Origin of the sequence: Cupriavidus basilensis, assembly GCF_000876015.1 — a bacterium.
GTDB lineage: Bacteria > Pseudomonadota > Gammaproteobacteria > Burkholderiales > Burkholderiaceae > Cupriavidus > Cupriavidus basilensis_B.
Genome location: NZ_BBQM01000018.1, coordinates 161169 through 174488, shown reverse-complemented (window position 1 = coordinate 174488; position 13320 = coordinate 161169). Strand labels below are relative to the sequence as shown.

General features: G+C 73.8%; 7 protein-coding genes. 2 read left to right on the top strand and 5 right to left on the bottom strand.

Annotated features, from left to right (window positions below; translation table 11 throughout):
- Window positions 1-82: 82 nt before the first annotated feature.
- Window positions 83-916, bottom strand: coding sequence for a carbon-nitrogen hydrolase family protein (locus tag KF708C_RS19420; RefSeq protein WP_059412960.1), 834 nt, complete (start codon window positions 914-916; stop codon window positions 83-85).
- A 52-nt stretch (window positions 917-968) separates the two neighbouring features.
- Entirely contained in the window at window positions 969-5426 is a 4458-nt protein-coding gene (locus tag KF708C_RS19415; RefSeq protein WP_063923038.1) for a YhdP family protein, read from the bottom strand.
- Window positions 5427-5670: 244 nt separating this feature from the next.
- Here KF708C_RS19415 and glnE point away from each other — a divergent pair, with 244 nt between their 5' ends.
- The gene (glnE, locus tag KF708C_RS19410; RefSeq protein ID WP_082079653.1) at window positions 5671-8511 is read left to right on the top strand and encodes a bifunctional [glutamate--ammonia ligase]-adenylyl-L-tyrosine phosphorylase/[glutamate--ammonia-ligase] adenylyltransferase; all 2841 of its coding nucleotides are present in this window, start codon (window positions 5671-5673) and stop codon (window positions 8509-8511) included.
- Window positions 8508-9143 (top strand): rhombosortase, encoded by a 636-nt coding sequence (rrtA, locus tag KF708C_RS19405; protein WP_059412958.1) that lies wholly within the window; start codon window positions 8508-8510, stop codon window positions 9141-9143. The genes glnE and rrtA overlap by 4 nt, the downstream gene beginning before the upstream one ends.
- Window positions 9144-9180: 37 nt before the next feature.
- Here rrtA and KF708C_RS19400 read toward each other — a convergent pair whose 3' ends face one another.
- The 3 genes from KF708C_RS19400 to recN form a co-directional block, all read right to left on the bottom strand.
- Complete coding sequence (locus KF708C_RS19400) at window positions 9181-10890, bottom strand: S8 family peptidase (protein ID WP_063923037.1); 1710 nt, start codon at window positions 10888-10890, stop codon at window positions 9181-9183.
- Between the two features lie 172 nt (window positions 10891-11062).
- Window positions 11063-11503, bottom strand: coding sequence for a hypothetical protein (locus KF708C_RS19395; protein WP_020201408.1), 441 nt, complete (start codon window positions 11501-11503; stop codon window positions 11063-11065).
- Window positions 11504-11546: 43 nt separating this feature from the next.
- Complete coding sequence (recN, locus tag KF708C_RS19390; protein WP_059412957.1) at window positions 11547-13271, bottom strand: DNA repair protein RecN; 1725 nt, start codon at window positions 13269-13271, stop codon at window positions 11547-11549.
- Window positions 13272-13320 lie beyond the last annotated feature (49 nt).

Sequence of the window (13320 nt, the reverse complement as noted above, 5' to 3'; positions counted from 1 at the left end):
CGTGCCGCGGCGGCGCGCTGGCGCCGCCGCGTGAATGATCTGTGCGCCGCCCGTGGGGCGCGTGGCGGCGCGGCCGTACATGCTACAGCACCCGGTGGCGCAGCGCCGGCAGGTTCTGCCGCACTTCGTCCAGGCGCGCGGGGTCGATCACGCCGCTCACCACGCCTTCGCCTTCGGGCAGCACCGCCATGACCTCGCCCCAGGGATCGACCAGCATCGAATGGCCCCAGGTGCGGCGGCCGTTCTCGTGCTTGCCGCCCTGCGCCGCGGCCAGCACGTAGCACTGGTTCTCGATGGCGCGCGCGCGCAGCAGGATCTCCCAGTGCGCCTGTCCCGTGGTGTAGGTGAAGGCGGCCGGCATCAGAATCAAGCTGGTCTTGCCGCCGGCCGCCAGTTGGCGGTACAGCTCGGGGAAGCGCAGGTCGTAGCAGACCGACATGGCGACGCGGCCGCACGGCGCCTCGAAGCTCACCGGCGTGTCGCCGGCCAGGATGGTGCGCGATTCGTCGTAGCTCTCGGTGCCGCGCGTGAAGCCGAACAGGTGGATCTTGTCGTAGCGCGCCACGCGCTCGCCGCGCGGATCGTAGGCCAGCGAGGTGTTGTAGACGCGCGCCTCGTCCTCGCACCACAGCGGCAGGGTGCCGCCGACCAGCCAGATGCGGTGGCGGCGCGCGGCGTCGGCCAGGAACGACTGGATCGGGCCGTCGCCGTCGCGCTCGCGGATGGCGACCTTGTCGCCCTCGCGCTGGCCCATCATGCAGAAATACTCGGGCAGCAGCACCAGCTCCGCGCCGCCGTGGGCCGCCTGGGCGATCAGCGCGCCGGCGCGGGCCAGGTTGGCCTCGCGCGAGATGCCGCTGACGGTCTGGATCGCGGCCACGCGGAACGGCGTGGCGCCGGGGGCGGTTGCGGTCATGTGCGTTTTCCTTGGTATGGAGAGCCGGCGGCGCCGGTGCGGCCGGCGGGGCCTACGGCAGCGGGTAGACCCGGTTCGAGGTGCCCTGCACGCCGGGCAGGCCGGGCTGGGCATCGGCCTTATTCTCCCCCACTTTGTTGATCTGCGGGTTCGCCCAGCTGCCGCTGATGTGGTAGCGGCGGCTGAAGGCCTTGGAGAACTCGTCGGCGAAGATGAGCTGCGCGGCCAGCGTGCCGATGCCCAGCGCCGGATTGATGAAGGCCGCCGCCACCGAGGCCGACGTGGCGTTGATGCGCGGCACCACCGTGACCTCCAGGTCCTGGGTCTCGCGCGGCAGGTTGGCGCTGCCCGTCATCGAGGCGCGCAGCTGGCCGCCCCGGAGCTCGAAGTCCTTGGTGCTGGCCACGCCGTTCTCGAGCGTGCCGATGCCGGTGATCTCGTCGAACACCATGCCCTGGCCGGCCACGCCGCGGAAGTCGAAGGTGGCCAGCCGCATCAGCCCCTGCAGGCTGAGCACGCCCAGCAGCTTGGCCGCGCCCGGCTCCACGGCGAGGATCTGGCCGTTGTCGAGCTTGAGCGTCACGCGGCCCGACAGGGTGGGGTAGTCGATCGCCAGCGGCGATCCGCGCCAGCCCACGCGTCCCTCCAGCGTGCCGCGGCCGTCGGCCAGGATGTGCGGCAGGCCCATGCGTTCGAGCACCTGGCCGCCGTTGCGCACGTCGAGCTTGAAGTCGAGCAGGGTGCGGCGCTCGGCGCTGGCGCCTTCGCGCAGCCGGCGCGGCATGCGCCAGCTGCCGCTGCCGGTGAAGGTGGCGCCGGGCTGCTCGAGCACCAGGCGCTCCAGCGTCCACACCGGGTCGCCGCCGCTTTCGCTGGCGTGCGCCTTGACCTCGAGCTTGCCGAAGTCGCGCCCGTGCAGCTCGAAGCGGTCGGCCACCAGGTCCAGCGCGGGCAGCTCGTCGGTATTGCCGGCCAGCGTGTCCGCCATGTTGCCGGCGTCGCTGTTGTCGGGGATGTTCAGGCGCGACAGGCGCACCGTCAGCGCGCCGGCCGGCCCGGTGGTGGCGTCGTCGCGCCAGCGCAGCGTGCCGGCGACCTGGCGCGCGTCCACGCGCACGTCCCAGCCGCCGGGCGCGCGGCTGGCTTCCACCGCCGCCTCGTCCAGCTCGCGGCCGAATGCCACCAGCGTGCGCGCGTGCGCGGTGATGCGCTCGGGGAGGAAAGGCGAGGGCGGCGCGGCCGGCGCATTGCCCCGGCCGCCGCTGCTTGCGCCGCTGTTCGCGCCATTATTTGCGCCGTTGTTTCCCTTGGCGGCGCCGTCGTCGCCCGCCAGCAGCGCGCGCCACGGGTCGAGGTCGAAGCGGCCGCTGGTCAGCGCGGCGGTGACGCCGCTGGCCGGCTGCGGCGCGGGCTGCTCGATGCCGATGCCGCCGGACACCACCTCCGTGCTTTCGGTGCCGCGTCGCAGCAGGTAGCGCGCGTTGAGCGCATTGCCGTATTGCACCAGCAGTTCCTCGTGGCCGGCGCGCGCGGCGGCCGGGCGCAGTTCCATGCGCAGCGGCACGGCCTGGGCCGCGCTCTTGCCCAGCGGCGCGGGCAGGCCGAGCGCCAGCCCGGCCAGATCGGAGGTGACGGTGATCTGCGGCTGGTGCTCGCGCACGCCGATCACGGCGCTGTAGGCGGCGCTGCCTTCGGTCTTCTGCGCCAGCGCGGCGAGCGCCGAGCCGGCCAGCAGCTCGCGGATGCCGGGCGCGCCCAGATTGCCGCTGGCCGTCACGCGCACCGTGCCGTCGGGCTGGCTGCCGCCGCCGGCGCGGATCTCGCCGCCGAGCAGGCGCGCGCGCAGGTCGTTGAGCTGGAAGCCGTGCTCGTTGAAGGCGATCACGCCGGTGGTGCCGCCCAGCGGCGGCCATTGCGGGTTCAGCACGACCTCGTTGCCGGGCAGGCGGAACTGGCCGTCCACCTTGGCCGCGTGGGACTCGGTGAGCGGCAGGTCGAGCTTGAGGCGCAGCTCGCCGTTGCCCTGGGCGCGCATCTCGCTGGTCACCTGGCCGGTCCAGTCGCGCACCGGGCTGGCGGCGATGAAGCGCAGGAAGCCCGACATGGTGCCGCTGGCGCCGCCGTCGAGCAGCAGGTGGCCGTGGTCGCTGAGGTCGGCGATGTGGCCGTTGACGTCCTGCAGCGCGACGCCGGGCACGCCCTGCACGCCCGCATGCTGGGCCACGAAGGACAGGCCGCCGCGCTCGAACAGCACGCGGCCGTCGATGTCGGTGAAGTTCGGCCATGCCTTGCCGCCGTTGGCGGCGGCAGCGGCGCTGCCGGGCGCCGCGCCGACGTGGGGCGCGATCTGGTAGCTGACGCGCTGGATCGGCACCTCGACGCGGAAATCGCCGGCGCCCTCGTGCGGGCTGTGGAAGGGGAAGTATTCGAGGTCGCCCTTGACCAGGAACTTCACGTCGCTGGCCTCGCCGGCCACCAGCGCGCCGGCCAGGTACTGGCGCGTGGCCGCGGGCAGGCCCAGCGGCAGGTAGCGCGGGATACGGCCGACCTGGGCGCGGTCCAGCTCGCCGGTCAGGTCGGCGATGCCGCCATGCCCGTCGCCGCCGGTCTGCCAGGTGCCGCGCACGGTACCCGCGGTGTCCGGGTTGGCGAAGCGCACGCCGTCGGTGCGCACCGCCAGCTTGTTGTTGTCGCGGGTCCAGTGCACTTCGCCGGCGATCTGGTCGAACACCACGCGCGGCTCCTCGAACATGCCGGGCAGCACCAGCGCGGCGTTGCTGCCCTCCAGGCGGGCGCTGCCGCGGCGCTCGTCGAAGTTGAAGCTGCCGGACAGCCGCGAGAAGCCGGGCACGCCCAGGTTGGGCTTGCCGTTCGCGCCGAGCGCGGGGCTGGCCGGCTGCTCGCGCACCGAGACGTTGCGCAGCGTGCCCTGCACGTTGAAATGCGCCGCGCCGGCGCGGCGCGTCAGCAGGTTCGGCCGGTCGCGGTTCCAGTTCACGTCCAGGTTGTCGAGATGGCCGGACGGCTGCAGCGCGCGCAGCTGGCGCGACAGGGCGGTGTCGAGCGGCAGCGAGGTGGCCAGCGAGCGCACCGTGTTGAGGTCGAACGTGGGCGCCTTGAGCGAGAACTTGCGCAACTGGCCCTTGTTGTCGGTGGCCCAGCCCACCACCACCTTGCGCATGCCTTCGCGCCAGGCGTTCTCGGCGGGCGCGTCGGAGGCCGCGCCGGCCGGCATGGCGGCGGCTGTGGAGGAGGGAGCCGAGGAGGACGCCAAAGAGGACGTCGACGAGGGCATCGCGGCGGGCGCGGAGGCGGCCACGTCGGCGCGTCCCGGCGGCACGGCCGGGCCCTCGGCCGGCTCGGGCTGCCACAGCAGGGTGTCGATGGTCAGCAGGTGGTCGTGGTCGCGCCCGATGCGGTGCATGACGAAGGCCTGCGCGCTGGCCAGCTTGAGCGGCTCGGGCGCGCCGGCCAGTTGCAGGTCCACGCCGCTGGCGCGCAGCCGGGCCTGGCTGCGGCTGATCTCGCCGCCGCGGAATTCGATGGTGCCGTCGGTGTTGAAGGTGCCGCGCGCCACGCGGTCGAAGATGGCGGTGTAGCGCTGCAGCACCGGCAGTTCCAGCCGGCCCAGGTCCCAGCTGGCCTGGCCGTGCCAGTTGTGCCAGTCGCCGGCGCGGCGCAGGTAGTCGTGGCGGAAGTCGGCCGCGATCACCAGCGGGCGCGGCGCCAGCGTGGGGGACTGCGCCTCCAGCCTGACGACGTGGCGCGAGCCGAACCGCCGCGCGCTGAACTGGATGTTGCCCACGTCGAGCTGCGGCAGCTTGTTCTTGTCGTCGAGCCAGCGCAGCTTGCCGTCGCTGAGGTCGACCTTGCCCTGCGCCAGCAGCCAGTCGAACAGGCGGTTGTCCTGCGGCTTCGCGCTGGCGGTGTCGACGGTCAGGCCGGCCACCTCGAGCCGGCCCTCCGGAGTGCGCCGCACCAGCAGGTCGGTGTGGCTGGCGGAGACCTGCTGGAACAGCAGGTCCATGCTGAACAGCGAGCGCCACGAGAGCTTGCCGTCGAGCGTGCCGGCGGCCATCAGCACGTGCTGCTCGCTGTCGACCGCGGCGACGTCGCGGGCGTGGAAGGCGGGGTGCCAGCCGTCCCAGTAGGTGTCGAGCTGGCCGATGCTGAACTTGGCGGCGAGCGCGATCGAGCCGCGCTGCTCCAGCCAGGTGCGCGCGGCCGAGGCCTGCGGCCACAGCACGAAGCGGATCAGCAGCCCGGCCAGCAGCGCCATCACCAGCAGCGCCAGCGCCAGGCGCACCAGCACGCGGCCGAGCCCGCGCCAGGCGGGATGGCGCACGACGGTCAGCGCGGCGCGGCCGAACGCGCGCGCCAGCGCCAGCGCGCGGCGCGGCGCCTGCCGCAGGAGGGAGGGGCCGGCGGCGGCATCCCGTCCCGGCGCGGCGCTGGCGGCGGCAGCGGCCGTGGCGGCGGGTTCTGCGGGTGGGGTGGCGCGGCTGGACATGCGCTGATTATCCGACAATACTAGGCGCTCTCCAATTCGGTGCCTGACCGGCCATGCACGATGCGCGCGCCGGCCCCGGGGCCGGCTCACGCGCTTCCAAACAACAACAGGAATGACTTCCACTGATCCGACGAGTTCCTCGGCCGCGCCCGCGCCCGCCGCCAGCGCCGCCGCGAGCGGTGCCGCCGCCGCCGGACATGCGCCCGGCAACACTTCCGGCGCCGCCAGGCAAGCCGTGGCCGACATGGCCAGCGGGCCTCACGCCGTCGTGGCCGCCGCCGGACTTGTGCCGGTCGACTGCGCCGGCACGGCATTGTACTCGCCCGCCTATTCGCGTTATACCCGCCGCATGGTGCAGGCCCGCCCCGGGCTGGCCGAAATCGTCGCCGCCGCCAGCGCGCGGCCGCTCACGCGCGCGTGGATGGCGGCGCGGCTGCAGGCGCTGCGCGAGCCGTCGGCCGACGTCGAGGATGCCGTCAAGCGCGAGCTGCGCCGGCTGCGCGCCGAGGTGATGTGCGTGGTGATCGAGCGCGACCTGCGCGGCCTGTCGACGCTGGGCGAAGTCACCGGCGCCATGACCGATCTGGCCGAGCTCGGCATCCAGTACGGCATGGCGGTGCTGGAGGAGGATATGGCCCCGGCCTACGGCCGCCCGGTCGGCGAGTCGAGCGGCGAGGTGCAGGAGCTGGTGGTGGTCGGCATGGGCAAGCTGGGCGGGCGCGAGCTCAACGTGTCGTCCGACATCGACCTGATCTTCCTCTACGACGAGGACGGCGACACGCGCGGCGGCCAGCGCAGCCTGTCGAACCACGAATATTTCATCCGCCTGGGCCGCCGCCTGATCAACCTGCTGGCCGAAGTCACCGCCGACGGCTACGTGTTCCGCGTCGACATGCGCCTGCGCCCGAACGGCGACGCCGGCCCGCTGGCGTGCAGCTTCGGCATGCTGGAGCAGTACCTGGTGGTGCAGGGGCGCGAGTGGGAGCGCTATGCGTGGATCAAGGGCCGGGTGGTGTCGGCGCAGGACACGCCGCACGCGCGCCGCACCGCGGCGCAGCTTGCCAGCCTGACCGGCCCGTTCGTGTTCCGCCGCTACCTGGACTACGGCGTGATCGCCGCGATCCGCTCGCTGCACGCGCAGATCCGCGCCGAGGCGGCCAAGCGCAGCGGCGGGCTAGTGGCGGCCGGCGGCGGGCAGCGCGTCAACCAGCGCGCGTTCGACATCAAGCTGGGCCGCGGCGGCATCCGCGAGATCGAGTTCATGGCCCAGGTGTTCCAGCTCATCCGCGGCGGGCAGGACACCGCGCTGCGCGTGCGGCCCACGCTGGAAGTGCTGGCGGTGGCGGTCGAGCATGGCCTGCTGCCGGCCGGCCAGGCCGAGCAGCTGGCCGACGCCTACCGCTTCCTGCGCCAGCTCGAGCACCGCCTGCAATACCGCGACGACGCCCAGACCCATCACCTGCCGACCACCGAGGAAGAACAGCAGGCGGTGGCCGCCATGATGGGCTTTGACGGCTGGCCGGCGCTGATGGCGCGGCTGTCCTCGCTGCAGGAGCCGGTGGCGCAGCAGTTCGAGGCGACCTTCTCCGACCCCGACCAGGTCAACGAGCCGTGCGAGGCGCTGTGGCCCGCGCTGATCCGCGACGAGGAGGACGAGCCGCCGTGCGAGCGCCTGGCCAAGGCCGGCTTCACCGACTGCACCGGGCTGCTGGACCGCCTGCGCGCGACCGGCTCGTCGCTGCGCTACCGCGCGCTGTCCGAGCAGAGCCGGGCGCGCTTCGACCTGCTGGTCAACCGCGCGCTGGACCTGGCCGCGCGCCAGCACGACGCCGACCGCACCATCGCGCGCTTCGTCGATTTCCTCGAGGCCATCAGCCGGCGCGCGTCCTATCTGTCGCTGCTGTCCGAATACCCGCAGGCGATGGCGCGCGTGGCCGACACGCTGCACGCATCGAGCTGGGCCGCCGCCTACCTGACGCGCCACCCGCAACTGCTCGACGAACTGCTCGACAGCGATGCGCTGGCCGGCGCGCCGGACTGGCACGATTTCCGCGCGCGCCTGGCCGCGCGGCTCGACGCCGCCCACGGCCAGGTCGAGGCGCAGATGGACATCCTGCGCCGCGAGCACCATGCCGAGACCTTCCGCATCCTGCTGCAGGACCTGCAGGGCATGCTGACCGTGGAGCAGGTGGCCGACCGCCTGTCCGACCTCGCCGACGCCATGCTGGCCGTCACGCTGCACGCGGTGTGGCGCCAGCTGGCCACGCGCCACCGCGAGGATCCGCGCTTCGCGGTGATCGCCTACGGCAAGCTGGGCGGCAAGGAGCTCGGCTATGCCTCCGACCTCGACATCATCTTCCTGTACGAGGACGAGCACGAGCGCGCGCCCGACATCTACGCGGCCTACGCGCGCCGGCTGATCACCTGGCTGACCAGCCACACCGCGGCCGGCACGCTGTTCGACGTGGACACGCGGCTGCGCCCGAACGGCGAGGCGGGCCTGCTGGTGACCAGCTTCGAGGGCTTTCGCCGCTACCAGCAGCGCGAGGGCGACAACACGGCCTGGGTGTGGGAGCACCAGGCGCTCACGCGCGCGCGCTTCTGCGCCGGCGACGCGGAGATCGGCGCGCACTTCGAGCGCCTGCGCGACGAGGTCCTGCGCCAGCCGCGCGACGCCGCCACGCTGCGCGGCGAGATTGCCGCGATGCGGCGCAAGGTGGCCGACGGCCACCCGAATCCCGGCGAGCTGTTCGACCTCAAGCACGACCGCGGCGGCATGGTCGACATCGAATTCACCGTGCAGTACCTGGTGCTGCTGCACAGCCACGACCATCCCGAGCTGACCCGCAACGCCGGCAATATCGCGCTGCTGCGCACCGCCGGCGAGCTGGGCCTGATCGACGCCACGCTGGCGCGCGAGGTGGGCGACGCCTACCGCGCGTTCCGCGCGCGCCAGCACCAGTTGCGGCTCGACGGCCACGACCAGGCGCGCGTGCCCGCCGATGCGGTGGCCGCGGCGGTGGCGCAGGTGCGCGCGCTGTGGCAGGCGGTGTTCGGCGAGCCGGCGGGCGCCGGCGGCAATTGACGCAGCCGCCCGCGCCGCCGCCGGCCGCCGCCAGCCCATCCACCTTGCCCGGCGTGCTGGCCGCGCTGGCCGCCACGGCCGCGCTCGGCGCGGCCTTCACCTTCATTCCGTGGCTGCACGCGCACGGGCTCTACCTGCGCGACGCGGTGCTCGGGCATGGCGCCGCCGGCCAGTGGTGGCGCCTGCTGACCGCGATGTGGGTGCACCTGGGCTGGCGCCACTGGCTGGCCGACCTGCTGGCCGCCGCGGGCCTGCTGCTGCTGGTCGGGCGCGAGGCGCGCGGCGGCGTCATGTTCGCGGTGCTGCTGGCCTGCGGCGTGGCGGTGCAGCTGGCGTTGTGCCGGGTGCCGTCGGTGGGCTGGTACGGCGGGCTGTCCGGCGCGCTGCACGGGCTGGCGCTGTGGGGCGGCTTGCGCTTGCTGCGCGGCGACGGCTGGTCGCGCGCGGCCGGCGTGCTGCTGTGCCTGGGCGTGCTGGTGAAGACCTGGCTGGAGCAGTCGTGGCTGGCGCCGGTGGTGTTCGACGCGCACTGGGGCTTCGGCGTGGTGCGCATCTCGCACGCGGCCGGCGCGGTGGCCGGCCTGGCGCTGTGGCTGCTGCAGGAGTGGTGGGAGCGCCGGCACGGCGCGTGAGCGCGCGGGGGGCGGCGCGGCCGCCTCCGCCGTGCCGTCAGCGCGGCGCGGCCTTCCTGCCGCGGCGCGCGCCCAGGCCCAGCAGCAGGCCGAGGCCGCACAGCGCGATCGAGAGCGGCCATGCCAGCGCGCCGCCACCGCCGCCGCCGCCGCTATCGCCACTCGAAGGCGCGGTCGGCGTGGTCGCCGGCGCCTGCGTGGCGGCGATCAGCGCGGCATTGGCGTCGAGCAGGCCCGCGCCGCAGTTGCCGGTGTTGGCCGCCAGCGTGCAATAGGTGTTGGCCGGATGCGGGCGCGCCGAGCTTTTCAGCGCGGCCAGCACCTGGGCCGGCGTCAGTGCCGGGTTGGCCGCCAGCATCAGCGCGGCCACGCCCGACACCAGCGGCGCGGCGAAGCTGGTGCCCTGCGAGTTGGTCACGTTGTAGTTGCCGAGCGTGGTGGTGCCGTCGTTGGACAGCGTGCGGATGAACGACTGCGACGCCGAGCACGAGATCTGGCCGGTGCCGGGGTCGGTGACGACCTTGGAGTTGCCGCAGCCGCCGCCCGGCGCGCTCAGCGAGACCTGCGGGCCAACGTTGGCGTAGCTGGCGTTCTCGCCGTCGTTGACGTGCGCGGTGACGGCCACCACGCCGGCGCAGTCCGCCGGCGCCTCGACCGCGCCGGCGCTGTTGCCGGTGGCGGCGACCACCACCGCGCCGGCGGCGGCAAGGTCGTTGACGGCCTGCTGCTCGACGGTGGAGCAGGTGCCGCCGCCCAGGCTCACGTTGATGACGCGCGCCGGGGTGGGGTTGTTCGGGATGTTCGGCACCGGCAGGCCGCCGGCCCAGCGCATGCCGTCGACGGTGTCGGACAGCAGCGCGCCGCAGCGGCCCGAGACGCGCACCGGCTGGATGCGCGCGTTCCAGTCCACCCCGGCGATGCTCTGCCCGTTGTCGGTGATCGCGCCCAGCGTGCCCGCCACGCGCGTGCCGTGCCAGCTGTTGTTGGTGGCGGTGGTGGCCGGCGCCGAGCCGGAGCAGGTGTAGCCGACCGGCACGCCGTCGCCGGCATCGGTGGCGTCGGCGTCGCGGCCGCCGCCGTCGTTGGCGGTGCCGGGGTCGGTGATGAAGTCATAGCCCGGCACGATGCGCGCGGCCAGGTCGGGGTGGGGCAGGTAGCCGGTGTCGACCACCGCGATCACCAGGCTGCCGTTGCCGCGGCTGCGGTCCCAGGCGGGCGGCAGGTTGACGCCGCCGCGCACCACGGCGGGCGTGTTGAGATAGGCCTGGTTGAGCGCGAATTCGGGATCGTTGGGGCTGGTGTCGTGGAGCCGCAGCCAGCGGTCAGGCACCACCTCGGCAATGCGCGGATCCTTGCGCAGGCGCGCCGCGGTGGCCTCGGGGTCGGCGGCATCGCCGGCGCTCAGCAGTTGCAGGTTGCCGCCCATCTGGCGCTTGACCGAGAGCGCCACGCCGGTGTCCTGGCTCACGCTCAGCATGCGCTCGGATTGCGGGTCCGCGCCGGCGTTGCCGGCGGCGCCGTCCTTGGTGGTGGCGCCGTCGCGCCAGCGCACGATGAAGTTGCCGCTGTAGCGGGGTGCCGGGCGCGCGGCCGGGTCGGGCGCCGCGCCGGCGGCGGCCGGCAGGCCCAGCCAGAGGCCGGCGCCCAGCACCAGCGGCGCCAGCAGCGCCGAGAGCGCCGATCGCGCTGCGCCGCGCCGCGCCCGTTGCGCTAGCCCGCTATTTCGATCCTGAAACGGTTGCCGCATGTCTGCCTCCTGCCGTTTGGTCCGCGTCGGACCGACCGCGGTGGAGCACCCCTGGGACGCTCCGGAATTGCCTGTGCGCGGATGCGCCGGAAACCTCGGTTACTGCGACCAAGCTTTTTCAAGGTACTTCAACGCCCGAGCGCGGGCATTCGACTACAGCAAACCGTTTTTCTCAGTCGGGCCGCATGTCGCGGCTGGCCGGCTGGGTGCGGTTGGGCTTGAGCACGCGGTCGGGCTCGGCGGTCTCGATGCGCGGCGCCGCGCGCAGCGTGGCCACGGCCTGGTCGAGCGTGGCGTCGGCCGAGGCGGAGATCGCGGTGACGAGCCAGACGCCGCCCGACATGGGCCGCTTGACCACGAAGCGGATCGGCCCGGCGATGGATTCCACCAGGCGCCCGGCGTCTTCCGAGGCGGTCACGGGCGGCGCGGTGAAGCGCACCATGATGTCGCCGACGGCGCGGTCGGCGTTGAGGCTGCTGGCCGGCGCGGACGGGCGCTGGGCCTGGCAGGCGCTCAGCGTGGCCAGCGCCAGCAGGGCCAGCGCGCCGCACAGGATGGTCAGGCGCAGCGGGCGGGCCGGCTTGCGGGAGAGCGGCTGCGTGCCGATGGACATGGGAGACTCCTGAATGGTTACGGGGCCGGAGGACGGGGCGCGGTCAACTGGCGGCGCGGCGCGTGCGGCGCGGCTCGCGGGCCGCGCCGGCGCCGCCGCGCGCGCCTTGCGCGAGCATTTCCTCGGCGTGCTGCATGGTGGTGGCCGTCACCGTGGTGCCGCCGAGCATGCGCGCGGTCTCGACCACGCGGCCGGCGGCATCGAGCGCGCGGATGCGCGAGCGGGTGACGGAGCCGGCCGGGCCGCCCTCACTGGTTTCCTTGCTGACCAGCAGGTGCGTGCCGGCCTGCGCGGCCACCTGCGGCAGGTGGGTCACGCACAGCACCTGGCGCGCGCGGCCCAGCTCCTGCAGGCGGCGGCCAACGACTTCGGCCACCGCGCCGCCGATGCCGGTATCGACTTCGTCGAAGATCAGGGTCGGCGTGGGCGCGGCCTCGCTGGTGATGACCGAGATCGCCAGGCTGATGCGGGCCAGCTCGCCGCCGGAGGCCACCTTGGCCAGCGGGCGGGCGCTCACGCCGGCATGCCCGGCGACCAGGAATTCGACTTGCTCGAGGCCGTGGCTCTGGCCTTCCTCGAGCGGGTGCAGCGCCACGGCGAAGCTGCCGCCGGCCATCGACAGGCCCTGCATGGCCTCGGTCACGCCGGCCGAGAGCTTCTCGGCGGCCACCTTGCGCGCCGCGCCGAGGTGCTGGGCGATGGTCAGGTAGGCGGCGCGCGCGGCGGCCTCGCGTGCCATCGCCTTGTTCAGGTCCTGGGCCGACTGCAGGTCGTCGAGCTGCTGGCGCCGTGCCAGCAGCTCGTCGGGCAGTTGCTCGGGCGGCAGCCGGTACTTGCGCGCGGTGGTGTGCAGCGCCTGCATGCGCGCCTCCACCACCTGCAGCCGCTCGGGGTCGAGGTCGAGCCGGTCGACGTAGCGGTTGAGCGAGTGCGCGGCTTCCTCGACCTGCACCTGGGCCGGGTCGAGCGCGGCCAGCACGTCGCCCAGGGCCGGGTCGACGTCGGCGAGCTGGCGCAGGCGCTGCACCACGCCGTTGAGCGTGGACAGTACCGAGCCGTCGGCCTCGGAGAGCGCCTCGAGCGCGGCGCGGCTGCCTTCGATCAGGCCGGCGGCGTGCGACAGGCGGTTGTATTCGGCCTGGGTGTCTTCCCATTCGCCGGGCTGCGGCGCGAGCTTTTCCAGCTCGCCGACCTGCCATTCGAGGCGCTCGCGCTCGAGCGCCATCTCGCGCGAGCGGTGCTCCACGGTTTCGCGCTGGCGCACGCAGGCGCGCCACGAGCGCCAGGCTTCGGCCACGGCGCCGGCCTGCGCGGTGAGGCCGGCGTGGGCGTCGAGCAGCAGGCGCTGGGCGTCCGGGCGCAGCAGCAACTGGTGGGCGTGCTGGCCGTGGATGTCGACCAGGCGGTCGCCGATCTCGCGCAGCTGGCCGAGCGTGGCGGCGGCGCCGTTGATGAAGGCCTTGCTGCGCCCGCCGGCGTCGACCGTGCGGCGCAGCAGCACCGTGCCTTCGTCGCCGGTGAGGTCGTGCTCGGCCAGCCAGGCGTCGAGCCCGGGCGGCGTGGCGAAGGTGGCGCTGATGCCGGCGCGGGCGGCGCCTTCGCGCACCACGCCGGCGTCGGCGCGCTCGCCCAGCACCAGGGCCAGCGCGTCGATCAGGATCGACTTGCCGGCGCCGGTCTCGCCGGTGAAGACGGTGAAGCCCGGGGAGAAGTCGAGGTCGAGGCTATCGACGATGACGAAATCGCGGATGGACAGGCTGCGCAGCATCGTGGGCGACGGGTCAGGGTCTGGGTTGGATCGTTCCGGGTCGTTCGGG

Bases quoted from the DNA above. Each gene is read 5' to 3' on its own strand.
- recN (WP_059412957.1), bottom strand. From the start codon at position 13,271: ATGCTGCGCAGCCTGTCCATCCGCGATTTCGTCATCGTCGATAGCCTC.
- KF708C_RS19400 (WP_063923037.1), bottom strand. From the start codon at position 10,890: ATGCGGCAACCGTTTCAGGATCGAAATAGCGGGCTAGCGCAACGGGCG.
- KF708C_RS19395 (WP_020201408.1), bottom strand. From the start codon at position 11,503: ATGTCCATCGGCACGCAGCCGCTCTCCCGCAAGCCGGCCCGCCCGCTG.
- glnE (WP_082079653.1), top strand. From the start codon at position 5,671: ATGGCCAGCGGGCCTCACGCCGTCGTGGCCGCCGCCGGACTTGTGCCG.
- KF708C_RS19420 (WP_059412960.1), bottom strand. From the start codon at position 916: ATGACCGCAACCGCCCCCGGCGCCACGCCGTTCCGCGTGGCCGCGATC.
- KF708C_RS19415 (WP_063923038.1), bottom strand. From the start codon at position 5,426: ATGTCCAGCCGCGCCACCCCACCCGCAGAACCCGCCGCCACGGCCGCT.